The 26,562-nt window shown below is 63.7% G+C and carries 15 protein-coding genes and 1 pseudogene; 12 read left to right on the forward strand and 4 right to left on the reverse strand.

The features are described from left to right. Positions 1-121 precede the first annotated feature (121 nt). A complete protein-coding gene (locus OG921_RS18975; protein ID WP_266114076.1) occupies positions 122-388 on the reverse strand; it encodes a hypothetical protein in 267 nt (88 codons plus the stop codon). Positions 389-540: 152 nt separating this feature from the next. Here OG921_RS18975 and OG921_RS18980 point away from each other — a divergent pair, with 152 nt between their 5' ends. The 4 genes from OG921_RS18980 to OG921_RS18995 all read left to right on the forward strand — a co-directional run bounded on the left by OG921_RS18980 (position 541) and on the right by OG921_RS18995 (position 1,868). Next, positions 541-741: a hypothetical protein gene (locus OG921_RS18980; protein WP_266114077.1), complete on the forward strand. Its 201-nt coding sequence runs from the start codon at positions 541-543 to the stop codon at positions 739-741. 75 nt (positions 742-816) lie between these two features. Beyond that, positions 817-1,092: a DUF4242 domain-containing protein gene (locus OG921_RS18985; protein ID WP_266114078.1), complete on the forward strand. Its 276-nt coding sequence runs from the start codon at positions 817-819 to the stop codon at positions 1,090-1,092. Positions 1,093-1,477: 385 nt separating this feature from the next. Beyond that, positions 1,478-1,618: a hypothetical protein gene (locus OG921_RS18990; RefSeq protein ID WP_266114079.1), complete on the forward strand. Its 141-nt coding sequence runs from the start codon at positions 1,478-1,480 to the stop codon at positions 1,616-1,618. A gap of 4 nt (positions 1,619-1,622) precedes the next feature. Further along, on the forward strand, positions 1,623-1,868 hold the full coding sequence (locus OG921_RS18995; protein ID WP_266114080.1) for a BTAD domain-containing putative transcriptional regulator: 246 nt from the start codon (positions 1,623-1,625) through the stop codon (positions 1,866-1,868). A 133-nt stretch (positions 1,869-2,001) separates the two neighbouring features. Here the strand turns inward: OG921_RS18995 and OG921_RS19000 are convergent. Continuing rightward, a pseudogene (locus tag OG921_RS19000) lies at positions 2,002-2,237 on the reverse strand (IS5/IS1182 family transposase); the annotation flags it as partial. A 648-nt stretch (positions 2,238-2,885) separates the two neighbouring features. Here OG921_RS19000 and OG921_RS19005 point away from each other — a divergent pair. From OG921_RS19005 to OG921_RS19040, 8 genes are all read left to right on the forward strand, one after another. Then, on the forward strand, positions 2,886-8,042 hold the full coding sequence (locus OG921_RS19005; RefSeq protein WP_266114081.1) for a DEAD/DEAH box helicase: 5,157 nt from the start codon (positions 2,886-2,888) through the stop codon (positions 8,040-8,042). Further along, the gene (locus tag OG921_RS19010; protein ID WP_266114082.1) at positions 8,039-10,906 is read left to right on the forward strand and encodes a helicase-related protein; all 2,868 of its coding nucleotides are present in this window, start codon (positions 8,039-8,041) and stop codon (positions 10,904-10,906) included. Before OG921_RS19005 ends, OG921_RS19010 begins: the two co-directional genes overlap by 4 nt. Further along, positions 10,903-15,006: a DNA methyltransferase gene (locus tag OG921_RS19015; RefSeq protein WP_266114083.1), complete on the forward strand. Its 4,104-nt coding sequence runs from the start codon at positions 10,903-10,905 to the stop codon at positions 15,004-15,006. The genes OG921_RS19010 and OG921_RS19015 overlap by 4 nt, the downstream gene beginning before the upstream one ends. 18 nt (positions 15,007-15,024) lie before the next feature. Beyond that, a complete protein-coding gene (locus OG921_RS19020; RefSeq protein WP_266114084.1) occupies positions 15,025-17,136 on the forward strand; it encodes a UvrD-helicase domain-containing protein in 2,112 nt (703 codons plus the stop codon). Continuing rightward, positions 17,133-19,394 (forward strand): DUF262 domain-containing protein, encoded by a 2,262-nt coding sequence (locus OG921_RS19025; protein ID WP_266114085.1) that lies wholly within the window; start codon positions 17,133-17,135, stop codon positions 19,392-19,394. The genes OG921_RS19020 and OG921_RS19025 overlap by 4 nt, the downstream gene beginning before the upstream one ends. 10 nt (positions 19,395-19,404) lie before the next feature. After that, a complete protein-coding gene (locus OG921_RS19030; protein WP_266114086.1) occupies positions 19,405-19,959 on the forward strand; it encodes a nuclease-related domain-containing protein in 555 nt (184 codons plus the stop codon). 1,275 nt (positions 19,960-21,234) lie between these two features. Continuing rightward, the gene (locus OG921_RS19035) at positions 21,235-22,878 is read left to right on the forward strand and encodes a hypothetical protein (RefSeq protein ID WP_266114087.1); all 1,644 of its coding nucleotides are present in this window, start codon (positions 21,235-21,237) and stop codon (positions 22,876-22,878) included. Beyond that, positions 22,875-24,527 carry a UvrD-helicase domain-containing protein gene (locus OG921_RS19040; RefSeq protein ID WP_266114088.1) on the forward strand — a complete coding sequence of 551 codons (1,653 nt, stop codon included), beginning with the start codon at positions 22,875-22,877 and terminating at the stop codon, positions 24,525-24,527. The genes OG921_RS19035 and OG921_RS19040 overlap by 4 nt, the downstream gene beginning before the upstream one ends. Positions 24,528-25,241: 714 nt before the next feature. Here the strand turns inward: OG921_RS19040 and OG921_RS19050 are convergent. Both OG921_RS19050 and OG921_RS19055 read right to left on the reverse strand, forming a co-directional pair. After that, the gene (locus tag OG921_RS19050) at positions 25,242-26,153 is read right to left on the reverse strand and encodes a cytochrome P450 (RefSeq protein ID WP_266114089.1); all 912 of its coding nucleotides are present in this window, start codon (positions 26,151-26,153) and stop codon (positions 25,242-25,244) included. Continuing rightward, positions 26,150-26,413 (reverse strand): hypothetical protein, encoded by a 264-nt coding sequence (locus tag OG921_RS19055; protein WP_266114090.1) that lies wholly within the window; start codon positions 26,411-26,413, stop codon positions 26,150-26,152. The genes OG921_RS19050 and OG921_RS19055 overlap by 4 nt, the downstream gene beginning before the upstream one ends. Between the last annotated feature and the right edge of the window lie 149 nt (positions 26,414-26,562).

Consider the following 26,562-nt stretch of genomic DNA (forward strand, 5'->3'; position numbering starts at 1 on the left):
CCGCGCCTTCGTGCGTATTCAGTCCCCCGGGGTCGCTGGATCCGGATCCATCGGCCGGGCTATATGAAGGTGTACGACCATCTGCAGCAGGTCCTACCGCACTCCGGTTGGTCTGTCGATTTTACGGCGACGGCCGCGCAACGACAAGGGAAATTGTGCCGCCTGATCGCCGAGCGCGTAGCCCCCGACTGCGCATCGCGATCGGCACGCAGAGGATCGTCGAGGCGGTGTAGTACAGCCGGCCGACGGTCGTGAAGTTGTCCTCTACCGCATCCGTGGCGAATGGTTCCACGAGCAGCCAGGTGTCGTCCGGTGCCAGCGCCTCGCGCACGTGCTCGGTGGCCGCACGCGGGTCGCCCATGTTGTGCAGGCAGTCGAACATGGTCACCGTGGCCTGCGGATAGGCCTGCGCAAGCAGGACCGAGGACGACCCCCAGTCCGCAGCCGACGTCGGCGACCCGCGCTCCCGTCATCGTCGTGCTCGTGCCAGGCAACGCCCTCCCCCGGTACGGAACGCCTCGGCGATGTGGGGTTGGGCGCGTGTCCAACGCGGCGACGAATGCCGCGGCTACGTCGGGGCCGATTGTGTTTGCAAGGCAGGTTCCAGCGCGCTATCCGGCAGCGCACGGGTTGCCCTGCACATTTCACGAATTGTCATCAATTGCCTTCGAAATCATGGCGTTTCGGGTCACCGGCGCGGTCAACGGTCATGGTCAGGAAGCCCGGCAAATCACGATTTGATCTGTAGATCGAACCCATCGTGCCGTCGGCACGTGTGACCACAGTCCAGCGAACGACAAGGATCGGAAAATAACGATGCCGAAGTATCTGATCGAACGGCCAGTCCCGGGAGTCGGCAAGTTGACCGCCGATGAACTCCAGGCGGCAGCGCGGAAGTCCAACGAAGTGCTCGACGTGATGGCCGGGCGGGCGCAGTGGATTCAGTCCTACGTCAGCGACGACACGCTCATGTGCGTCTACATCGCCGCCGACGAGGACGCTGTCCGTGAGCACGCCGAGACCAGCGGGTTCCTCTACGACAAGCTCTATCAGGTGCACGGGATCATCGATCCAACCACCGGAGAGGGCTGATCGTCGGCCGGGCGGCGAGGGTGGCGCCGCCCGCCAGGGCTCAGCGGCCCGAATTCCCCGTCACCCAAAATGTCTGTGACCTCTCACCACCAAGACTTCGGAGGGGCGGAACGCCGGGCGATCCGCCGCCCTGAAGCACGATCCACTCCCTCGACACCTGCAACGGACGCGCCGGCAGCGGCTTGGTGGCAGGCCCGACAGCGACGCTGCCGTCGAGATTGAAATTGCTGCTGCGGCAGGGGCAGTTGACCTCTCCGGCGGAGATCGATTCGACGGCACAACCCAAATACGTACACACCGAGATTATTCCGCGAAGGCGCGGGCTCTGGCTGAGTCACCACGATATCCCCGCGATCACGCCCGCGCCCACCTGGACGTCAGTTTGGTGCTCGAGCCGGATGAACTCGATGTCCTGCAGGCGCGGGCGCTGTTCGCCGAGGCGCAGCGGTACAAGACCGACGCGTACACGAAATTGGAACAGGCGCACGCACTCTGGCGCGGACCCGGTACTGGCCGAACTCACTGACATCGTGCCGATCGCGACCGCGGCGCAAGGGTATTCGCAGCTGCACGAGGAGGTGACGGACGCGCTGATCGCGGCCGGACTCGCCGACGGGCGTGCCGACGAAATCGGGCAGCACGCCGCGGCGGCTGCGACTGCCGATCCACTGCGTGAGCCCGCGATCCTGCTGCATATGCGCACGCTGGCGGCGAGCGGCCAGGTGCCGGAGGCACTGCGCACCGGGAGGGCATTTCGGCGCCGCCATCGACGATGACAGGACATGATCCGACCGGGCTCTGGGCGAGTCCGAACACGAGATCATCAGTGGTACAGCGGGTATCAGCGAATGCCTTTCTCACGGATCCAATGCGACCGCCCACGCGTCTGCTCGGGCGTGAGGATCAACTGGTTTCTGCATCGGACAAACCCTGCAACGCCTGCAGCATGATCACCGCAGCCATCACATCGCCCGGCACACTGGGCCACCCTCGGCGCGAGGGGAACAAGTCCACGAGCATGTCTTCCGGGAACAACCGCTGCCGATGCCCCGCCACAAACGCGAACACACTGCCCGGCCTCAACAACGGCCCGCCACCGATTCCGCGTCGAGCAAATCCCGCCGGCTCTCCGAACGACCTTGCACAACCATAATTGTCCCGAACAACCAGGTTCGACATGCGCACCGGCAGGCCGAATTATTCAGGAGTCTCCTAGAGCGCCTCGACCAGCTCGACCGGCTGCGCCACCGGCTCCGCGGCAACGGTCGCAGCGCACTCCCCGTCTCGGTATGCGAGCCAGTGATGCTCGGTGACGCCGCGGATCTCCAGCGAGCGGATCAGCTAGGTTGTGCGCGCCGCGGCGAGGCGGTGCGGTGGCCATTTCTCCGGATCGGGCGTACCGAGTTCGCCTCGGGTTGCGCCCAGATTCCGAGGATGGTGCCGAGCTCAGCGACTCGCGCCACCCTGGCGATGCATTCGGTGTGGGCGGCATCGGTGGTTCTCATCGTGCCTCCTTGAGGTGGTTGGCATCGATGGTCGAGGGGCGGGCTTGCAGCGGGCTAACGCGGGGCTGTCACGGATTGTGTCGGCCGAGTTCTTTGTCGAGCGAGCGACATTGAGCGGGTTGTTCGACCAAGTCTTCGACTAGTGCGCTCACGGACTCTCGGACCGGCTCGCTCGCTCGCAACGGCCAGGTACTGCGGCAAGAGCTTCCGTGTCCTCCTTTCGCCTGTCGTCCACTGTGAGTAACGTCAACTAAGTTTGGTCTCTACGCGGTCGAAAGGGGAGGTCGCATGGACGCCTTCGGTGTCCTTGACGAGGTTCTGGGCGACTACGAGAACTTCGTCAAGGGCTTTCTGGAGATCAAGGATGACCAGATCCGCGACAAGGTCGAAAGTGAGATCGCCAGCGGGCTGCTGTGGCCGGAACCGTGGCTCGCGCTCAATCCGGCGTTCGAGTCCGGCGGAGCAGTCGGTGAACTGGTCAACAGCCAAATCCTGCATCCCGATGCGATCAAAGTGTTCCGGGCACGATCCGAGCAAGACCCGCTCGGCCAGGAGATCACCTTCCACCGCCATCAGTCTGACGCTTTCGAGATCGCCAACCGTCGCGAGTCCTATGTGCTCACCACCGGAACCGGCTCAGGCAAGTCGATGGCATACATCGTTCCGATCGTTGACCGGGTGCTGCGCGAGGGCTCGGGCAAGGGCGTTCGGGCCATCATCGTCTATCCGATGAATGCCCTGGCCAACAGCCAGCGCAACGAGCTGGAGAAGTTCCTCGGAAAGACGAACCCCAAGGTCAGCTTCGCGCGGTATACGGGGCAGGAGAACAGGGAGGAACGTGAGAAGACCCTCGCCTCTCCCCCGGACATCCTGCTGACGAACTACGTCATGTTGGAACTGATGCTCACCCGCCCGAAAGAGCGCCAGGCCCTGATAAGTAGCGCAGAGAACCTCTCATTTCTGGTTCTCGACGAGCTGCATACCTATCGCGGTCGGCAAGGGGCCGATGTGGCGATGCTGGTTCGCCGGTTGCGGAGCGCCGTCAAGTCGAATGACGTCCAGTGCATCGGTACCAGTGCGACGCTCGCCGGTCCCGGTACGAAGGCCGAGCAGCGTCAGCAGGTCGCCGAATTGGCGACGAGGATCTTCGGGGTCGAGATCCCTGCAGCCAACGTCGTCGGAGAAACCCTACGACGTGCGACGGCGGGCGATGCAGAACCGGCTACGCTCACGGCACGGCTGGCAGCACCGACGCCGGCGGAGTGGGAAGACCTTAAGGCCGACCCGCTGGCCGTCTGGACCGAGCAGCACTTTGGGTTGCACACCGACGATGAGGGCAAGCTCGCCCGGCGCCTACCTTCCAAGCTCAGCGATGCCGCCATGAAGCTGCACGACGAGACCGGCGTAGACGAGGTCGTCTGCCGGGAGAAGCTGCAGGAGCTACTGCTCGCGGGCTCACGGGCCCGCGGCCCGCAAGGAAGCTCGCTGTTCGCCTTCAAGCTGCATCAATTCATCGGTAAGGGCGACACGGTCTACACCACCCTGGAACCCGCGGCGAAGCGGTTCCTCACCACCCAGTACCAGCGCAGCGCACCCAACAGGCCTACGGGTCAACCTCTGTTCCCATTGGCGTTCTGTCGCGAATGCGGCCAAGACTTTCTCGTCGTGAACCTAGAGCGCGGCGGTGAGAGCTTCAGCCCCCGAATCCCGAATTCCGATCTTGTTGAAAATCCCGACGCTGACGGTCTGTTGCTCCTGACAGAGAAGCCATGGCCCGATCCCCACGATCCCGCTTTGCTCGACCTCGTCCCTGAGGATTGGGTGGTGTCCAGCGGGAGCGGTCAGGTTCTCGATAAGGCCCGAATTACTAAGCTGCCCAATTCATTACGTGTCGACCAGTTCGGAACCATCACCGACGACGGTATGCCGGTCGCGTTCTTCGAACGGCTCGAATTCTGTCCGTCATGCAAGACCAGTTACGAGAGCAGCCGCCAGTCTCAGTTTTCCCGCGTCGCCAGTCTTGGTACTGAGGGTCGCGCGAGCGCCGTGACGGTTCTCTCGCAGTCAATCGTCCGGACCCTCAGAAGCGAGTCCGACCTGGATCACGATGCACGAAAGTTCCTGGCATTCAGCGATAACCGCCAGGACGCGAGCCTGCAAGCCGGTCATTTCAACGACTTCGTGCTGGTTGGGCTCATCCGTTCAGCCTTGTACCGAGCGGCCTGCGATTTCCAGGAACAGAACCCCGGAGAACCGCTGACCGACGAGAACCTCGGACCCGAAGTGGTGAAAGCGCTTAGCGGCAAGAGCCTGAAGTTCTTCGCCCGTGACGAGGAGACCGCCGATGAGCACGTCCCGCGGAAGAAGATTGCTCGCGCCCTGCGCGATGTCGTCGCGTATCGCTTGTGGGCCGATCTCAAGCGGGGCTGGCGTATCACCATGCCGAACTTGGAACAGACGGGACAACTGCGCCTTGCGTATGAGGGCGTGGACGAGCTGGCTGCCAACGACGGCAAATGGGCAAGCTATGGCGAGCCGCTCGCGGGCGCCAGCACCGAAACACGACGTGAGGTAATGCATGTCCTCCTCGACGAACTTCGCCGAAACCTCTGCATCGACACGGAGTTCCTGACCGACGAGAAGTTCGATGCCGTCCGGCGTGCCAGTAGGGAGTGGTTGAAAGACCCGTGGGCCATCTCCGACGATGCCGGGACGTACAGCGGCCTGGCATACCCCGGTGGCCGGCCGAAGGGCGTGGCCGGAATCGGCGCGGACCTACACCTCTCAGGGTTGGGTGCCTACGGGCGGTGGCTGCGACGCCCCAATCGCTTCCCCGGTTTCCAGCATGCCCTCAAGACCGCCGACGCCCAGGGCCTCATCGATAGCCTGATGGACGTCATGGCCGGCGCCGGGATCTTGGTGCGCATTCCGATTCCCAAGCGACCGACCGGCTACCAGCTACGTGCCGATCTCATCGCCTGGCATCCGGGCACCGGCGAACATCGCGCCTCCGACCCCATTCGCAGCAATCAAACCGAAGGCAGGGTCAACCCGTACTTCCGCGATCTCTACGCCGAGACGGCCAAGGCGCTCATCGGCTTGGAGGCACGCGAACACACCGCTCAGGTCGAGCCGTCCAAACGTCAGAAGCGGGAGGACGAGTTCAGCGAGGCCAGGCTTCCGGTGCTGTACTGCTCGCCCACGATGGAACTCGGCGTCGACATCAAGAGCCTCAATGTGGTTGGCATGCGTAATGTTCCGCCCACCCCAGCCAACTACGCGCAGCGTTCGGGACGTGCCGGTCGGTCAGGTCAGCCAGCGATCGCCCTGACGTACTGCGCTACCGGTAATGCGCACGACGCCTATTACTTTCGGCGCAGTCAGGACATGGTCGCCGGGGCGGTCGCCCCGCCGCGGTTGGAACTTGGCAACCAGGATCTGGTGCGCGCACACGCCCACTCGATCTGGCTGGTGAAGTGCGGCCTGGACCTGAAAGCCAGCATGGTCGACCTGCTGGATATCGACGAGCCTGGCCAACCGCTGCGCGCCGAGGTACTCACGACGATCGAATCCCCGTCGAGTCGCAGCGCCGCCACCGCCGCGATCACCGACGTCTTGACGGCGACTACCGAAGTGACCTCCGCTTCATGGTGGACGGCGACTTGGATCGCTGACACCGTCGAGCAGGCCCCATCTCGCTTCAATCACGCTGCGGACCGGTGGCGCGGGCTCTATAACGAAGCCCAGAACGAGCTCGACAGTGCAAACCAGGTCTTGAAAACCATCGGCGCGTCTGAAAGTTCGAAGCAACGTGCCCGCGGCCGCATTTCAGAGGCGCGTGCTGCTCTCGACCTCCTCAAAGGCCAGGTCGACGACGTGTTTCAAGGCGATTTCTACACCTACCGTTACTTCGCGTCGGAGGGCTTCCTGCCCGGTTATTCGTTCCCGCGACTGCCGCTGTCGGCGTTCATTCCAGCGGAGCGTCGCACCCGTAGCGGCGGTGAAGGCGACTTCATCCAGCGCCCTCGGTTCATGGCGATCAGCGAGTTCGGCCCCGGAGCATTCATCTACCACGAGGGGGCGCGGTACGAAGTCAACCGCGTGAGCCTGCCCGCGCGAGACGACGGCACTGGTGTCAACATCACCGAGAGCAAGCGCTGCAGCGCGTGCGGGTACCTCCATGAGTCCACCGACGCCGATCTCTGCCAGCATTGCGGTGCGCCGTTCGCGCCGGAAAGCACACTGACCAACTTGATGCGGCTGCTGTCGGTCAAGACTCGTCGCCGTGACCGGATCAGCGCCGACGAGGAGGAACGCCAGCGCGCCGGACACGAAATCGTCACGACCATTCGCTTTGTGCCACATGGAGTTCGGGCCGGGCAACTCACCAGCACGATCACCGAGGGCGGACACGAGCTCGGCACCATGACCTACGGCGACAGCGCGCTGATCCGCCGGATGAACGTCGGTCTGCGACGCCGCAAGGACAAGGACGTCCGCGGATACGTGCTGGACACCGTGGAGGGGCGCTGGTGCAAAGAGGCAGACCTGGCCAAGAACGTACACGGCGAGGCCCCGCGGTATCAGCGGGTGATCCCCCACGTCGAAGACCACCGCAATGCGCTGCTGCTGAACCTCGACCCAACGATCGGCACGGATCAGCGGATGGCCGCGATGTATGCACTCAAACGTGGCATCGAGGCCGCATACCAATTGGAGGGTTCCGAGCTGGCGGTGGAAGCACTGCCCAGCAACACCGGTGACCACGCCTGGTCGCGGTTGTTGTTCTTCGAGGCCGCCGAGGGCGGAGCCGGCGTGTTGCGTCGCCTTGCCACAGAAGATGGCCAGCTCCGCCGGGTGGCACGAAAGGCATTGGAAATCCTGCACTTCGACCCCGACACCGGACACGACCTGCACCGCGCGCCGCACGCGATCGAAGACTGCGCGCAAGCCTGCTACGACTGCCTGCTGTCCTATAGCAACCAGTGGGATCACCAGCACTTGGACCGACATTGCGTTGTCGACCTGCTCAGGAGCCTTGCCTCGTCGAGTGTGGCTGTCGGAGCCGGCGGCGAGGACCGTGCCGAACAGCTCGAACGCTTACGAAAAGCCTGCGACAGTGAGCTGGAGAAGAAGTTCCTTGCTTTGCTCGAAGAGCGCGGCTACCGGCTACCGGACGACGCCCAAACGATCGTCGAGGGTTACTACGTCCGGCCCGATTTCGCATATCACAGCGACGGCATGGATGTCGCCATCTTCATCGACGGTCCCATCCACGACACCGAACACCAGCACGAAAAGGACGAACAGGCACGCATGAAGCTCGAAGACGAGGCGGGATGGCTGGTGCTGCGCTTCAACCACAACAACGTTGAGGCCGGTTGGCTGACGGCCATAGCGGAGAACCAAGGCATTTTCGGCGAGGCGAAGGCGGCAACCGCATGACAGTCGTCGATTACCCCGCCGGCAGCCTGGTCAACGCCCGTGGCCGGGACTGGCTCGTTCTCCCCGGCTCCCCCGAGGGCACGCTGCTGGTTCGCCCTCTCGGGGGTCACGAGCACGAAACCACCGTGTTGCTGCCGGAGATCGACGACTTCGGGGCCGCCACATTCGGACCACCCACGGTCGACGACCGCGGGGACGCCGGCCGGGCCCGCCTGCTTCGCGACGCGCTCAGGCTCTCGTTTCGCGCCAGCGGCGGCCCGTTCCGCTCGTTCGCACGCCTGGCCGTCTCGCCCCGCAACTACCAACTGGTTCCCCTGATGATGGCGGCCAACCAGGATGTCACCCGACTGCTGATCGCCGACGGCGTCGGCATCGGGAAGACGGTCGAGGCGGGACTCATCGCCGCCGAGCTGCTGGCCACCGGCGAAGCGCAACGCCTGGCGGTGCTGTGTTCACCCCAGCTGGCCCCGCAATGGCAGGGCGAGCTCCGACACAAGTTCGGCATCGACGCGCAACTTCTGTTGCCGTCCACGGTCAACCGGCTGATGCGCGGCGTCCCGTTCGGATCCAACGTCTACGAGCACTACCCGTATCTGGTGATCTCTACTGATTTCATCAAGCAGAAGTCCCGCCGTGACGAATTCGCCTTGTACTGCCCGGAATTGGTGATTGTCGACGAGGCGCATACCTGCGTGGCATCCGCTGGCGTGGGCAAGTCCTCCCAGGCGCATCTGAGATATGCATTGCTTCGCAAACTCGCCGACGACCAGCAGCGTCACCTGCTGCTGCTGACCGCGACTCCACACAGCGGCGACGACACCGCCTGGCAGTCGCTGATCGGCTTGCTCGACGACCGCCTCGGTGACCTGCCGGCAGACCTGTCCGGCCGCGCCCGCGAAGAAGACCGCAAACTGCTGGCCAAGTACATGATCCAACGCCAACGCGCCGATATCCGCGAGTACCTCGACGAGGACACCCCGTTCCCCGACCGCGAAACCACCGAGACCGCGTACAAACTGACCGCGGGATACCGCCAACTGTTCGACGACGTGATGGACTATGTCCGCGAACAGGTCGCCGACCCGAAGCTCAGCGCCGTGCGGCAGCGCGTCCGGTGGTGGTCGGCGATCGCGCTGCTGCGGTGCCTGGCCTCCAGCCCCGCAGCGGCCGAGCAGACCCTGCTCAACCGTTCGGCGGTCGCAGCCGCTGACGACGCAGTCGAGGTCGACGCCTACGCCGAACCCCGAGTACTGGACACCGATCTCGACGACACGCTCGAAGCCGAGGACGTCACCGTCGGCGCCGACACCAGTGACACCGACACGCCCGACACGAGGAACCGAAAGCGACTGCGCGAGTTGGCAACTCAGGCTGCATCCCTGAAGGGTCCGCGGTCCGACGCGAAGCTCAAACGGCTCATCCCGCTGCTCAAGGAACTCCTCGACGAGGGCTACCACCCGATCGTCTTCTGCCGCTACATCCCCACCGCCGACTATCTCGCCGAACACCTGAGTTCAGCCCTGTCGAAGGTCAAAGATCTCAAGATCGACGCCGTGACCGGAACTCTCCCTCCGGAAGAACGTGAATCCCGCGTCGACACCCTCAGCGCCCAGGACGGCCCCAGCCTGCTGATCGCGACCGACTGCCTGTCGGAGGGCATCAACCTGCAGGACGGCTTCACCGCCGTGGTCCACTACGACCTGGCGTGGAACCCCACCCGCCACGAACAACGCGAAGGCCGCGTCGACCGATTCGGCCAGCAGGCCCCCACCGTGCGGACTGTGACGTATTACGGCGAGGACAACGGCATTGACGGCATCGTGCTGCAGGTCCTCATCCGTCGCCACGAGAACATCAAACGCAGCATTGGCGTCTCGGTGCCGATCCCGGTCGATCCCACCACCGTGATGAAGGCGATCTGGGAGTCGCTGCTGTTGCGCGGCAAGGATGCCGAACAGCTGACCCTCGACTTCGCCGAGGCCACCTCCAAATCTCTGGCCGAACAAGTCGACGTCGAATGGATCAACGCGGCCGAACGGGAGAAGGTGTCGCGTACGCGGTTCAGGCAGGCCGGACTCAAACCCGACACCGTCGAACACGCCCTGGCCGAGGTGCGCCGCGCCCTCGGCGGGCCGGCCGATGTCGAAACCTTCACCCGCACAGCCCTATCCATTCTGGGTGCTCCGGTCAGCGACACCGACGATGGGTTCACCGCGATCATCACCGCCCTCCCGGCCGCGGTGCGTGATCAACTCCCGCCCACCAAGAACGGGCAACTGCAGTTCCACCGCTCGCTGCCCGTCCCGGCCGGGCACAGCGTGCTCACCCGCACAGACGCCACGGTCGATTCGCTGTCGCGTTACGTCCTTGACGCCGCACTCGACTCCCGGCTCGACCCGACGGCCCGGCCGGCCCGCCGCGCGGGCGTGATGCGCACCCGCGGAGTCGCCAAGGTGACGACCTTGCTGATGGTGCGGCAACGGCTGGAGATCACCATCCCCGGCTCGGCCAGCACCGTCACCCAGGTCGCCGAGGAAGCCAAGTTCCTTGCCTTCACCGCGAGCGGCGACACCCTGACCTGGTTACCGCAGGCCGAGGTCGACGCCCTGCTGTCCTTGACGCCCTCGGGCAACGTCGACGACGCACTGGCCCGAATGCAGTTGAGCCGTGCGCTGGGGCGCTTGGACGCGCTCACCGGGCACCTCACCACAACCGGCAAAGACGCGGCCAAGGACCTGGTGTCCGAACATCAGACGGTGCGCAGCGCCTCCAAGGCCGGCGGACGCGCACCCACCGTCCAGTTCCTGCCGCCTGCCGACGTCCTCGGCCTCTACGTGTTCCTACCGGAAGCAGGTGCCCGGTGACCGCGCTAACCGTCTTCCGCGCCGTCCGCACGGTAGGCACCGCGCTTCCCGCCGAAGCCCTCCCGCGGGCCAACGAACTGCGCATGCCCGGCCAGACCGCGGACGCCTACCAGCTGTCACCCGGGATGGCGGTCAACGGTGCCATCGCCCGCGCGTGGGAAGCCATGCTCGCCGCGCACCACACCTGGCGCGCCGCCCTGGAGCGGCTCCCGGACGGTGACGCCGCCACCAAACTCACCCGGGACAAATGGCTGCTTCCGCTGCTCTACGAACTGGGCTGGGGCCGGCCCGATGTCATCAGCGGCGGCCTGCCCGTACCGCCTGGCCTCGGCGAGACCGAGGCGCCGCACTTCCCTATCTCGCACCGGGTCGCCTGGCCCGACGCCGCGAACGCCACAGCGTGGGTGCCGCTGCACCTGGTGGGTGCCGGAATCGACCTGGACACCAAGACCGCGGGGGTGACCGCCCGGGCGCCGCAGGCCATGGTGCAGGACTACCTCAACCGGGAAGACCACGCGCTGTGGGCGATTGTGTCCAACGGCCACCAGCTGCGGCTGCTGCGCGACGCCTCCAGCCTCACCCGGCAGTCCTTCGTCGAATTCGACCTGGACGCGATCTTCACCGACCAGCTCTACGCCGACTTCCGCATCCTGTTCCTGACCATCCACGCCAGCCGGTTCGCGCCCCGCTTGGATGACAAGTCCGCCAAAATCGTTTCCGGCAGCGAGGACTCCGGTGAGGACGCCGAGGTCGAGCAGGCCGAACCCAAACTCGACAACTGCTGGCTGGAGCGCTGGCGCACCACCGCCATCGACGATGGTGCCCGCGCCCTGCTGAACCTGCAACACGGCATCGCGGTCGCGCTGCAAGAGCTCGGCACCGGGTTCGTCGCACACCCAGCCAACGCCGCCCTGCGCGAGACGCTGGCCGCCGCCACCGATGCCGACCGCGACCTACAGCGCGCCCTGTTGCGCATCGCCTACCGGCTCATCGTGCTGTTCGTGGTCGAGGACCGCGATCTGCTGCACCGCTCCGACGTCCCCGAGAGCGCCCGCACCCTGTACGCGGACTACTTCTCCACCGCACGGTTGCGGCGGATGGCTGCCGAGCCGATCGGCGGCTGGCACACCGACCTTTGGCAGGCGCACCAGATTGTCACCGACGCAATTGCCGGCGACGGACTGCCCACACTGGGGTTGAGCGGCCTTGGTGCCACCCTCTTTTCGCGGGACGCGCTGAGCATCCTCGCCAGTGCCGAGTTGCCCAACCGAGCGCTGCTCGCTGCGGTGCGAGCGCTGTCGCAGATCGACGACCCGGTCACCGGGCTTCCGCGCCCGGTCGATTACCGCAACCTCGACAGCGAAGAACTGGGCGGCATGTACGAAGGATTGCTGGCCTACACACCCCGGTACCACGCCGACGAGCGAGCCTTCACCCTCGACGTGTCCACCGGCAACGAGCGTAAGAAATCCGGCTCGTACTACACCCCCTCAGATCTGATCGCGCTCGTCCTGGACGAAGCGCTGAACCCGCTGATCGACGAGGCCATTCGGGGATCCAATCCCGAGCAGGCGCTGCTGGGTCTCAATGTGGTCGATCCAGCCTGCGGCAGTGGACATTTCGTCGTTGCCGCGGCCCGCCGGATCGCAGCCGCGCTGGCCACCGTGCGCACCGAAGAGACCGAACCCACGCCCGCTGATCTTCGGTTGGCCACCGCCGATGTCATCGAACGCTGCGTTTACGGCGTAGACCTCAACGACCTGGCTATCGAGATCACCAAGGTGGCGCTGTGGCTGGAAGCCTTCGACGCCGACCGGCCGTTTCCGTTCCTTGATGCGCACTTCCGGGTCGGCAATGCACTGCTGGGCACCACCCCGGAACTGCTACGCCACAACATCCCCGACACGGCATTCGTGCCTCTGGGTCACGACGACAAGACGTGGACATCCAAGCTCAAAGCCCGCAACAAGTCCGAACGTCGAGCCGACCAGGACCAATTGACTCTGACCTTCGGCCCCGAAACCCTCAACGTCGAAACCAGCCAGTTCACCAAAGCCGCCCACAAAGCCGATACCGGCACGGTCGCTTCGGTAGCCGCCCTGCGCGCCCGGGCCGACGCGTGGCGACGGCTGGAAGCCGACCCCGACCTGTTGGCCGCCAAGTTGGTGGCCGATGCGTGGTGTGCGGCGTTCGTGCAGCCCAAGTCCGGGGCGACGGCCTCGGGTCAGGGCATCACTCATGCGATCGTGCGCGCTATGTCCGAGACCCCGGAATCAGTGCCAGACACCATCATCACGTTAGTCAGTGCGCTGGCCCGGCAGTACCGGTTCTTCCACTGGCACTTGGAGTTCCCCGGCATCTTCACCGTTCCCGACGACGGCAGCGCCGACGCCGGTACTGGGTGGACAGGCGGATTCTCCTGCGTCGTTGGCAACCCGCCCTGGGAGCGGGTGAAGATCCAGGACAAGGAGTTCTTCGGCAACGCCGGTCGCCCTGATATTGAGGGCGCGGCGACCGCGGCGATCCGCAAGAAGATGATCGACAAACTCGCCGAAACCGACCCCGACCTGCATTACGCATACCTGGCGGCGCTTCGGCAGTCGGACGGCACCGCGCACCTCCTGCTGAAGAGCGGCCGCTACCCGTTCACCGGGCAAGGTGACGTCAACACCTACAGTGTGTTCGCCGAAACCATGCGCACCGTCACCAATCCCGAGGGCGCGGCCGGAATCATCACCCCGACCGGCCTGGCGACCGACAAGACGACGTCGCCCTTCTTCGCCGACACCTTGAGCAATCACCGGCTCTATGCGTTCTACGACTTTGAGAACGAAGCCAAGATCTTCCGCGACGTACACCACGCATACCGATTCGCCGTCACGACCATGACCGGAACTCAACGCACGGTGCAGCGCACCAAATTCGCATTCCTCAACCGCCACATCTCCGATGTGCCGGACAACCGATTCCAGTTGGCAGCCAAAGAAGTTCTCACGCTCAACCCGAACACAGGCACGCTGCCGATGTTCCGCAGCCGCAAGGACGCCGACATTACCCTCGGCATCTACTCGCGGTACCCTGTGCTCATCCGCGACGAGGACCCCGACGGCAACCCGTGGGGATTATCTTTCGCGCGATTGTTCGACATGGCCAACGACTCTGCCCTCTTCCACACAGCAGACGACCTCGCCGACGCGACGTTCAACGGCTGGTCCTACAAGGGCGACGGCAAGGAATATGTGCCGCTGTACGAGGGGAAATTGCTGTGGCACTTCGACCATCGCTTCTCGACCTACCGCAATGCGACGCAGGCGCAGCTAAGAATGCAGACTCTGCCGAGACTCACCGACGCAGAACATGGCGATCCGAATTTGGAGTCGCTCGCGCGCTACTGGGTCGACAATGCGGAAGTAGCCGCGCGACTCGAGAGTCGATGGGAAGATGAGTGGCTTCTTGGCTGGCGAGATATCACGGGCACCGAGAAGGCACGCACCTTCGTACCTTCCGTCTGCCCAACATCAGCGGTGGGCCATAAGTTCCCCCTCGCCTTCCCTGCCGAACCGCGATACGCGCCCTTGCTCCACGGGGTTTGGTCATCCATGGTTTTCGACTACGTTGCCCGGCAGAAGCTCAGCGGCACGGGTATGACCTACTTCATATTGAAGCAGCTTGCCTGTCCCCCACCCGATCAGTTCTACGCCCCAACACTGTGGCGTCGTGGCGAGTGCCTCGATACGTGGCTCAAGCCTTATATTCTCGAACTGGCATACACGTCGTACCGCCTGCGGCCATACGCCCAAAACCTCGGCGATGAAGGCCCGCCTTTCCACTGGCTCTCAGAGCGCCGTGCACGATTGCGGGCGGACGTCGACGCCGGCTTCCTCCATACTTACGGTTTGGGTCGCGGCGAAGCTGAGCACGTGCTCGACGCCTTCCCGGTCGTCCGCAAGTATGACGAACGCGACTTCGGCGATTACCGCACCAAACGCCTCGTCCTGGAAGCCTACGACCGCATGGCCGAAGCTATTGCCAATGGCGGCAAAGGCTGGAAGCCGCTCGCCGATCCCCCGGCCGGGCGCGGTCCCCGTCACTCCGAATAGTCAAGTAACGGAGGAAGAATGCCACTCGCGATCGACAAAGGATTCCTCAAGGACCTGGGCAGGCTGGAGAAGCCCGTCTACAACCGGGTCACGGAGGTCTTCGACGAGTTCGACGCCGCGACCCACACCGGCCTTCATCTGGAGAAGATCGCCAACGCCCGCAACCCGCGGTTCCGGTCTATTCGCATCGACCAGGCCTGGCGGGGCATCGTGCTCGCCCCTGCCACCGGCGATGTCTACACCCTGTTGAAGGTGCTCCATCACGACGACGCGTACGCGTGGGCGCAACGCAGCAATATCTCGGTCAATTCCGCCACCGGCGGTATCGAGATCCGCGACGAAGCCGAACTCGACCGTCAGATCCCCGAAAGGGCAGAAGCGGCCAAGTCTGCCGGCACCCCGATCTTCGCCAACGTCAAGGACGGCGAGCTGACCAAACTCGGTATCGACCAGAAGGTGCTTGCGTTCGCGCGGACCGTCACCGATGCCGCACAACTCGACGCGGCAAAATCCTTTCTGCCCGAAACACAATGGGATGTGTTGTTCGGTCTCGCCGCCGGCTTCACCCCGGAAGAGGTGTGGGCAGATCTCGGCGCGCAAATCCTGAACGAGCCCGTCGACACCGAGGACATCGATGCGGCCATCCTGCGCAGCAGCGACCGTGTCGTCCTCGTCAGCGGACCCGACGAACTGATGGACGTGTTCGCCTACCCGTTCGCCACGTGGCGGGTGTACCTGCACCCGACCCAGCGCGCCGTCGCCGACGCGGCCTACAAAGGCCCTGCCCGCGTCACCGGCGGCCCCGGCACCGGAAAGACCGTCGTCGCTCTGCACCGCGCGCACATGCTCGCCAAGCGGGGTGGCGGCAAGGTTCTTGTCACCACCTTCACCTCCACCCTGTCCGACACGCTGCAGTCCGGACTCGACATGCTCGTCGACGACGAGAAGGTCGAGGACCGGCTCGAGGTGTCACACGTCGACCGGATCGCCCACCGCGTCTTCCGCAAGGGCCACGGCGCACCGCACATGCTCGGTGCCGAGGACGAGAAAGCGTTGTGGGCCGGTCTGATCGACGAACTCGGGCTCACCTTCACCCCCACGTTCCTGTCCGAGGAATGGCGGCAGGTGGTCCTGGCGCGTCGCATCGGCACCGCGGACGCCTACCTCGCCGCTAAGCGGACCGGGCGCGGACGAGCGCTTGGAGCGGCCCAGCGGGCCCAGGTCTGGCAGGCCATCTGGGAGTTCGAACAGGCCCTCACCCAGCAGGGCGTCTGGACGCACGAAACCATCCGACGCGAAGCGACCCGCCTGCTGGAGGAGTCGTCCGATAAGCCGTTCCGCCACATCATCATCGATGAAGCGCAGGACCTCAGCCCCGACCAATGGCGGCTGCTGCGGGCCGCGGTCGCCGAAGCACCCGACGACATCTTCATCGCCGGTGACACCCACCAGCGCATCTACGACAACCGCGTCAGCCTGCGCGAGGTCGGAATCAACATCGCCGGCCGGTCCTCACGATTGAACATCAACTACCGCACCACCGCCGAGATTCTCGGCTGGAGCTTGGGCCTGCTGCGCGGCGAGCCGATCGACGACATGGAAGGCGGGCTGGACTCCATCGCCGGCTGCAAGTCCTACGTGCACGGACAGCCGCCCGCATTGAGTGGATATCAAAGTGCCGATGCCGAGGCCAAATTCATCGCCGCAACCGTCAGGGACTGGATCGACAGCGGAATCGCACCGTCCGAGATCGGAATTGCGGTCCGCGCCAAGTGGTCGACCTCAAAAATCGAACACGCCCTCAAGGCGGCCGGGATCGACAGCGTCGACCTGGCGAGGGCGGCGGATGACGATAATGCCGTCCGCGTCGGAACCATGCACCGCATGAAGGGCCTAGAGTTCCGCTGCATGTGTGCCGCCGGTGTCAGCGCCAAGCAGGTGCCCGCCGCCAACGCCGTCACCCCGATCGAGGACGACAAGCAGACTCATAACCAAGACCTGGAAAGGGAACGCTGCCTGCTCTTCGTGGCCTGCACGCGGGCCCGCGAGGAATTGCTCGTCACCTGGCACGGCGAGCGCAGCCCATTCCTGACCGCCCTAGAGAAGAACCGAACAGGAGATATTGAGTGACCCGCCTGTCTACCCTGCTGGACGAAATCGATTCCGGCGTTGTGCTTCTGCCGGAGTTCCAGCGCGGCTATGTGTGGAACCGCGACCAAGTCCGCGGCCTGATGCGGTCGCTTTACCGTAGCTACCCGGTCGGCGGCCTGTTGGTGTGGGAAACAATGTCGGAGGACATCACCGTGCGGGGCGCCGCGGTGGGTACCGGCACTCGGCAGCTCCTGCTCGACGGCCAGCAGCGCGTCACGTCCCTGTACGGGGTCATCCGCGGTACACCTCCGCCATTCTTCGAGGGCGACAAGTCCGCGTTCACCGGGCTGTACTTCAATGTGGAGACGGAGTCCTTTGAGTTCTATGCGTCCACCAAGATGGCCGGCGACCCGACCTGGGTGAACGTAACCGAGTTGTTCGGCAAGGGTCCGACGAAGTACCTCAGAGCCTTTCCCGACGTCGATGACGACACGCTTGACACCTACATCGACCGGTTGAACAGGATCACCCAGATCGCTAACCGCGACTTCAACTCCGAGAAGATTACGGGCGCGGGCAAGACTGTCGACGAGGTGGTCGACATTTTCAACAAGGTCAACTCCGGCGGCACCAAGCTTTCCAAGGGCGACCTCGCCCTAGCCAAGCTGTGCGCCGAGTGGCCGGATGCACGGAAGGAACTGCGCGACAATCTTGACCGGTGGCACAAGGCTGGATTCCGGTTCTCCCAAGAGTGGCTCTTGCGCAACGCCACCGCGGTGGCGCGGGGACGCGCGTTGTTCTCCTCACTCGGCGACGTCTCGGCCGATGAGTTCCAGTCAGCCTTGAAGCAATCTGTCAACCACATCGGTACATTCCTGGATGCCGTCTCCGGCCGCCTCGGTCTAGATCATGATCGGGTTTTCATGGGCCGCTACGCCACGCCCGTCATCAGTCGGCTGCTGCAGCTCAACGGCGGGGGCTTCACCGATAGCGCTCACCGGGACAAAGTGTTGTACTGGTATGTCCATTCCGCGCTGTGGGGCCGGTTCAGTGGGAGCACCGAGACGGTGCTGCAGCAGGACTACGAGGCAGTCGAACGCGGCGGAATCGATGCGTTGATATCGAACCTGGAGCGGGCCCGCGGCGGCCAGCTGTCGGTCGCGCCGGACGATTTCGCCGGTGCCACGCGGGGCGCTCGTTTCTATCCCCTGCTGTATCTGCTCACCCGCGTCGACGGTGCACGCGATTTCGGCAGTGGGCTGCAGCTGCGCGCTGAGCTTCTCGGCAAGCTGACGTCGTTGCAGGTTCATCACATCTTCCCGAAGGCTTTGCTACGCAAGCACGGCCTCGAGCGCAACCAGATCAACGCACTCTCGAACTTCTGCTTTCTCACGCAGGACACCAACCTCAAGATTGGCAAGCGTGAGCCCTCCCAGTATCTACCTGAAGTGCAGGCCAAGCATCCCGGGGTGTTGGAATCACAGTGGATTCCCACTGATCCCGAATTGTGGCACGTGGATCGCTACCTTGACTTCCTCGCGGCTCGACGAGAATTGCTCGCCTCGTCCGCGCAGACGTTCCTCGAAAGTCTCCGCAACCCTGAGGCGCAGCACGAAGAGATAGCGCTGGAGCGTCTGCAGGTCGCCGAGGAAGATGTCGATGATCCACGCGCTGAACAGATCAGAGCGCTGATCAGCACTCTCGAAAGTCGCGGTTTCGCAACGCCAGATATCGATACCGAGATCGCCGATCCCGTAAATGGCACCGAACTGGCGGTCGCCGAGGCGTTCTGGCCAGACGGGCTTCAGCGCGGCCTCGGTTCACCGGTCGTGCTGGAACTCGACCCCGAGGATGCCGACCTTCCCCGGCTGGAGGAGCTTGGGTATCAAGTGTTCACCTCCGTCGATGCACTTCTGGGTTTCGTTGAAAATGAGGGGGCCGCCGCGGCCGGTGAATCCCCGGCGACGCGCGAACTCTCCAGCGAGTCACAAGAAAGCGCCCTCGAATCAGAGTTCTCGCAACGGATGAGAGCTGTCTACGACCGCGGCCGAGCGGAAGCCGGCTACAACGCCACCTACTTTCTGGGCATGTTGTCGCAATACGGACCCAAGGAGACCGCGCACAGGCTCCTGGCATCTCGGCGCCTGTCCGATGGATTCTCCGAGCTCTGGGAGCGCGGGCGCCTCGACCTCACTGTCGAGGCGGTTGTCCTCGATTCTAGATTTTCAGAGTTATTCAGTGCGAACGAGATCGCGGTCGCCCAGCGCAGGCTCGAGCAGTTCGGGTACAAGTCTTAGGAAGATCGTGGTGTCGGAACGCGCGACCACCACACGCACCGTCAGCGCACTCACGGCGTTCGAGCAGGCCGTTTGGAAGGCCGGCGTCGACTTGACCGGATCGGTGAAAGCTTTGCGCTGGTCGCTGGACGGTCGCGCCTACCGCGCCTTGGAGCGTGCGGCTATCGCCGAGGTGCGTTCGCCGGGCTCGTTGACGTTTGTACATCCGACCTACGTCGACGCAAGCGACGTGCCGGCGTTCCTGGCGCTGGGAGTCCTCGGAGGCGACGGATTGAAGGTTCGGGTGTTCCGGAACCGGTACGACGCGGCCGCGATCGCGCCGGGCACGGACGAGCTCGAAATCGCGCTCGCAGGAGCAACCGACTCTCGAATCGGCGATCTCGGGGAAGAAACTGCAGCAATCTATCTCGCCGATGTCCATGGCGCGACGATCGTGACGATGGGTGATTCGGGCATCCCCCGCTCGGTGGGGCGGCAGGACCTCGACCTCGTCGTAGTGATCGGCGGGGAGTTGGCCGTAATCGAGGTGAAGACCCGGTCTCGGCGAAGGGCGCAGGCCGCCTGACCCGCGCCGGGAACTTGTCGCGGTCAGCATGCGCCGACCAGCTTTACTGCGAGGGCGCCGGCCGGGCAGCCAAGCCTATGCGTCCGACCGACTCCACGATGTCATCAATATCGATGCCGGTTATGCCGGTGTCGAAGTTCGCCTCCTAGCGATCGACCTCATAGCCATGCTCTTACAACAATTTACCGTGAGCAACGTTGGCAGACGGACGACACCGCTTGCGCCGCCAGATGATTGCCGCGCCCCGCTCGGCGAGCCTTGGCGGCGATCATCGAACAGAGGTCCCACCTGTAACGCCGCCACCCCGCTTGCCGCGAACGAGACAGTGCATCGTGAAGTTCACAGTGCCAGCTACTTTGAAGCGTCGGAGCGGTGACGCCAGATCTCGATGACGAACCTCGTGGTCTCTTGCTCACAAACGCATAGTATGCTGGCAGTCGGGCGCCGAAACGCCGACCGCGACACCAGTATCGGTAGGAACTCCCTCATTCGACTGCGCTGGATTCGGTCTCGGCAACGACGTTGATCACGCATCCGATCGGCGACGGCCTTGCCTAGGAACACGCGTATCGCGAGAATACGACTCCGGGGGTCGCCCTCGGTAGCCGTCGCGCCGGGCAGTGCGCTGTTGCAACGCATCGCTTCGTGCACGAAAATTAGTCGAAGCGTGACTACCGTCGGGCACGGCGGTTGTATCAATCGCTGATTTGATTCAGGGTGTCGGGAGGGTATGGGGTGGCGAAGCCTACCGGAAGATGCACCAAGCGATCATCTCACCAGCAGCGCGCACGAGTTGCTCCTCGAAGCGGACCACACTGCAAGGGCAAACGGATCCCCCGGAACAGCAGCAGCTTGCCGGGATTTGTTAAGTAGTTGCGGAGAAGAACGCGCAGCACCCGGACTGCCGACGCACCCCAACTCGATCGGATGAGTGTTTGAAGACTGGCGGCGACCGCAACGTAGCTGCTGGAACATAGAAATTCGTGAATTAAGGCGAAGGGAGAGACGCGTATGCGGGTTGCGCGACTGCGGCTTCAGCGTTTCAGGGGCTTCGAATCAGCGGTCTTTGTATTCGACAGCCACACGGTAGTCGCAGGCGAGCCGCGAGCTGGCCGCAGCGACCTCATCGAAGCGTTGCGTCGGGTACTCGACTACAGAAGCACGCGAAGCCGCGTGAATCCGCTCGACATCTACCGCTCCGTTCGGTCCGACTCAGTGACGGACCCAAGTGGTGTCGGCACGAGTTCGGCCCCGACGAACAACGTGGATCCAGGAGTGACAGATGAACCCGATCGGGCAGGCACTGAGCCCGCCACGGAAGCGGTGGGCACGGTTGCTTCTGGCACGAGTCAAGTAGGCCCTGGTCCGGAGTCAGAAGAGGATTCCGGCGCGGAAACCGCGCCGCTGGTTACCGAAGTGGAAGTCACGCTGCTCGATCTCGGCGTCGATCTCGAAGATCTCTTCGACGACTATCTCGAGGCATTTAATCCACATACCGGCGAACTAGCAGCAAGCGACACCGCAGGTGAGGCCGTGCTCGGGATGCGCATGTGCTACCGCGCTCAATACGATTTTGAGACCGACACGGGCGACCATTGGGTGGACAGCCCGGCTCGCAGCGATCCCCCAGCCAATCGCTTCAAGAGGATCCCGCGATCTGATCGGGCGGCAGTACCGACCCTCTTCATCGAGCCCGGGCTACCGTTCCAAGTCCGGGCCGAAGGCGCCTTTCGTGAGCTGATCGCCAACGCGGACTCGACGGGACTTGACGATGCTCTCGCCGAGCTTGATCGAGGTGTTCGAGAAGCCACACAACGGTTCTCACGGACAGATCCAGTCAGCTATGGGAGCGTGCAGGTCATCGAGTCCGGCGCTTCTGACCTGCTCGGTGTTACGTCGGCTGACGAAATAGAACTTGTGGCGGACGATGGATCGCTAGCTGGGCTCCTCAGGTCCTTCCAGCCCGCAATCAGCCTGGACCACGCGGGTGTGTTGCCTTTGCGGTCGCACGGGTCGACCGCGCAGAGTGTCCTGTCAACCGCCGAGGCGATCTCAGCCACGTCTGCCATGAGCGGCGAACTCGTCGTACTGGCAGATGACTTCGGTGACGGCCTTGACGCGCCGGCATCTGAGCACTTGGCCTATCTGCTACAAAAGGCTTCGAACCAAGTCATCCTCACAACTCGGAGACCGGAAGTGGTGCGCGCGTTCGCGCCCGAGCAACTGCTGCGGCTCACTCGAAGTCACGGTCGACGGCGACAGCACAGGCTCAACACGGCCGATAAGCGCACTCGCATCGTCCGGCGCTTGGCGCTCGACCAGTTGTTAGCAGCACTTACAAGCCGAACAGTCGCGCTGCTCGAAGGTCCGCTCGACGTTGAGGGCTACGGTACGCTGGCTGCCCGGCTCGCCAAGAAGACGGGCTCACGTCAACACAGCTTGCCGGCGAATGGAATCCGCCTCGTCTGCCCACCAGGATCGGACGGAGGCATTACGCGCCTGAAAGGTCTAGCTGAGCTTGCAGTTGAGATGGGATTCCATGTCAAGGCGGTCGTCGACAGCGACAAGCCAGGTGCTTCGGATTCTGTAATCGTTGATTTGTTGAACACCGTCGAGCAAGTCATTGTCTTGCCCACACGGACCGCCGTCGAAGCGGCGTTGATTCGCGGAGTGCCCGCCAGGCGGCTTCGGGCAACTGTGGCGGCGCTCCAAGAAGGAGTTGGCTTTCCATCCCTGCCTGCAGACTTACCCGATGCTGAGGTTGCCAAGTACCTCATCGACAAGAAGATTCTGAAGACTCAAGGGCTACACGTTCTTTGGGCCCAGTCCGTAACTGCGCGGCCTCCCGTCGCATGCGCGGTTATTGAAGCGTTGTGCAATGACGGAACTGGGCGGTTCGATGTTCCGGACGCGACATGACCTTCACGCCTCGCGGGTCGGAACAGAAACAGATCATCGAATCGGAAGCCAAGCTGGCGGTCGTACTCGGCGGCGCCGGAACTGGTAAGACAACATGCGCGCTTGCCGCGGCCAAAGCGCATCTCGATCGGGTGACACGACCTGACCGTGACCGTGTGCTGTTCCTGTCGTTCTCGCGTGCGTCAGTTGCTCGTATATCTGATCGCTCGAACGGCATCCTCGGTACCCATACAGACCATATCGATGTATCGACCTTTCACGCCCTGGCCTACTCGATCGTGCGCAGGTTCGGCCGCCTAGTTGGGCGCGCAAACGCAGTGCTAGTAAGCCCTCCTCGCGAACGATTTGGAACGGATCCGGAGAGCATTGGCTACTCACAGCTAATGCCTCTAGCGCTCAAAATTATTCGGTCGGCACCGGCGGTTGCGGATCACCTTCGTTCACGTTGGGGACTTGTCATCGTTGACGAGTTTCAAGACACAGGCGACATGCAGCACGAGCTACTAAACGAAATCGCCTTCGGCGCTCGCGTCTTGTTGCTTGGCGATCAGAATCAATGTATATACACCTGGCGCACCGAAGATGGTGTTCGACTCGAGCGCATCTCCGAGGCCGTCGAGGCTGCCGGTGCCGAGAATACAATCCAGTTACCCGAGGTGTCGCACCGCGACCCTAGCGGAATCATTCCAAGTGTGGCGCGTGCAGTCCTGCAACGTGACTTCGCGTCACCAGCGATTGTGACGGCGGTTGATGACCATCGACTTGAAGTCAGGTCGGGTATACGCCTTGAACATGAGGTCGAAGTAGTTACGCGAGTGGTGAAAGACCTGCAGGACGAACAATATGGGGTTGCGGTATTCACCCACCACAACGACATGCTGGCTGCCTTGTCCGATGGCCTAGAGGCCGACGGCATCCAGCACGAGATAGCAGGACTCAGTGATGCACTAGCATGCGCGCTCGATACACAAGTGGCAATGTTGCAGGTCACGGTGGGAACCGGCGCGTGGTCGAGCGTGCTCGATGCGCTCGCGGTGTTTGTGACCAGCGCCCAGCGGGGAAGAGCTATTCCTCAGCTTGCCACCGAGATACTTGACGCGACCGGGACGTCGAATCTGCATTCCAGACTGAGCGAAATACGTACGCGGCTCGAAATCGCTTCTAACTGTGAAGAGGCCCTACACGTTGCCTCCCACGCACACGAATCCATCGGCCTAACAAGCAAGTCAGCTGCATGGGAACAAGCAGCGAAAATAATACGCCCCATGCGGGCTCGCGCAGTACGGCAACTCGGCGCCGCGGCGAGCGAGCGGCTGATCGCGCGCAATATAGCCTCAGCCGCAAGGGAAGCCACCTACTCGGCGCTGACCGACATCAGTGTAAATCCCAAAGACGTACAGCTCATGAACCTCTACCAAACCAAAGGGCGGGAAGCTGACGCAACAGTTGTGGTCTTGCGCGAAGGCGACATCATGGGATTCGAGCGCGAGCCGTTTCCGAGCACGAGTCGACTGCTCTATGTCGTCTTCTCCCGTGCGCGGCACCGTATAACAGTGCTGCTCGTCGGTCACACGCTGCACCCGGCGGTGGCTCCACTCGCACATTTGACCACCATTGCCCTTGTCTCAGATGGGTCTTCGGATCCGTGAGCGGGGCTAGTACGCGGTCAAATCGGTCCTTGCGGCGTGTCCCCAGTGGATGAGTCCGGTGGTGTTCTAGTGGAGGGAGACCTTCGTCGCCGCCAATCGGACGAGGCCGGCGGACTGGCCGTTGATGTGCCACCAGGTCCGGCCAAGCCACCTTGTCGGCGTCGGCGCACTGGCAAGATTCGCATGAGGGAATAGGCCTACGGCGCTGTCGAGGTCCGTGTGGGCACCAGCGCATCCGGGAACTGGTAGTCACACCCGATCTCGTCCGTCGATTCGACCGCACAGTGGTGCCGCAACCACGCGACGCACGCATCGGCGACGAGACGGACGTCGCGGGTGGACAGGTAGCCGTCGGTGCAGTCCTCGAAGTGACCGTCGAAATTCCACTGGTCGAGCTCGAGCCTGTCGATCGAGTAGTCACCGAGCAGCAGCCGGCCGGTGCAGGAAGGTTCGCGAACGGCGCACCATCAGCACACCGTCGGCCAGCATCTGTACTTTGGGCGCAGACGACAACATCGGGGTCGTCGCCCGAAACGAAGGACCGCGGACCCAGGTCGAGCACGAAGGCCACCGGCTTACCGCGCAGGGTGTCGACTAGCCACGTGGTCATGGCCTCGCACGACGTCGACGGGGAACCGGTGAACTCGGTCATGCCGGAGTTGTATCAGCGAGCACCGACCAGGTCGGGTCAGGACCGCCGACCACCTGCGCATATCAATCCCCCGCGCTCAGGTAAACCGGCAAACTCGCCACATCGTTCTGCGTCAGCACCGGCAGATTGGGGATCTCACCTAAGGGGACGGCCAGTCGCAGATCCGGGAAACGCGCGAACAGCGCCGGCAGCGCGATGCCGGCCTCGAGTCTTGCCAGCGCCGCACCCGGGCAGATGTGCGGACCGTAGCCGAAGCTGATGTTGCGCTGCGCCGTACCCCGGTGCACGTCGAACACATCCGCGTCCGCGCCGTGAATCTCCCGGTCTCGGCCGATCGCGCGGTAGGAGATCACCACCCCGTCGCCCTTGGGAATCGTGAAACCGTCCAGCTCGATGTCCTCGATGGCGAAACGCATCAGCAGATGACTCACCGGGCCGTCCCAGCGCAGCGTCTCCTCGATCACTGCCTCCCACGGCACCTTCCCCGACAGCACATCGGCAAGCTGCACGGGATTGCTCAGCAGCGCCCGCACCGCGGACAAGATCAGGCTCACCGTAGTTTCATGGCCCGCTGCCACCAGAGCTTTCAGGTTGCCGACGACCTCCTCCTCGGTCAACGGTTGACCTCCAGCGTCGGCCAGGATCAACCCCGACGTGAGGTCGTCTGTCGGTTCGGCCGCCTTCTTCCGCACCAAATCCACGTAGTACTCGTCGAGTTCGGCCATGATCCGGAGCCGGTCCTCGTGCGGGGTCAGCACCGAGAAGAACGCCTTGTACGAGCTGAGCAGCATCGGCTGATCGGCCCGGTCAACACCCATCAGCCGACTGACCACCTGCATCGGTAGTGGGTAGGCGAACGCCGTCTTCAGGTCGACGATCTCGCCGTCGCGCCCCGCCTCGGCCACCGCATCCAGCAGCTCGGCGGTGTAGCGCTCGATACTGGGCCGGAGCTCGTCGAGTCGCCGCCTGCTCAACGCCTGATTCGTTTCAGCGGCCAGTCACGCGTCACGGTGCCGTTGCGCCACAGCGACCAAGCGTCGATGGTCTTCACCAATCGCGCATCCACCAGCAACTTCCGGGCCAGCGGGTGGCTACGCACCGCCCACGCCGGAACACCCAGCAACTCAACGGGACTCACCGGGTCAGCAGTGACCAGATGCGCGGTCTCCCCCGCGAGATCACCCACAATGGGATCGATGACGAGGGGCTGGGCGTGCGGGCAAACCTGGGTCACAGCAACCTCCTACAGAAGGGACTGGGGTCGACCTCAAACTGGGTGATTCAAACGGATGCAAAGTCATACCGCGCAGGAATACTGCCGATTTCCCCCGGCAAGCCTCGGCGAGCAGTCTAGTTGCAAAGACCCGCAGCCCGTGTGGGAGA

The sequence above is a fragment of the Aldersonia sp. NBC_00410 genome, assembly GCF_026342035.1.
Lineage (GTDB): Bacteria > Actinomycetota > Actinomycetes > Mycobacteriales > Mycobacteriaceae > Aldersonia.

Excerpts from the sequence above, each read along its gene's own strand:
- OG921_RS18985 (WP_266114078.1), top strand. The coding sequence starts at position 817 with ATGCCGAAGTATCTGATCGAACGGCCAGTCCCGGGAGTCGGCAAGTTG.
- OG921_RS19020 (WP_266114084.1), top strand. The coding sequence starts at position 15,025 with ATGCCACTCGCGATCGACAAAGGATTCCTCAAGGACCTGGGCAGGCTG.
- OG921_RS19005 (WP_266114081.1), top strand. The coding sequence starts at position 2,886 with ATGGACGCCTTCGGTGTCCTTGACGAGGTTCTGGGCGACTACGAGAAC.
- OG921_RS19040 (WP_266114088.1), top strand. The coding sequence starts at position 22,875 with ATGACCTTCACGCCTCGCGGGTCGGAACAGAAACAGATCATCGAATCG.
- OG921_RS19010 (WP_266114082.1), top strand. The coding sequence starts at position 8,039 with ATGACAGTCGTCGATTACCCCGCCGGCAGCCTGGTCAACGCCCGTGGC.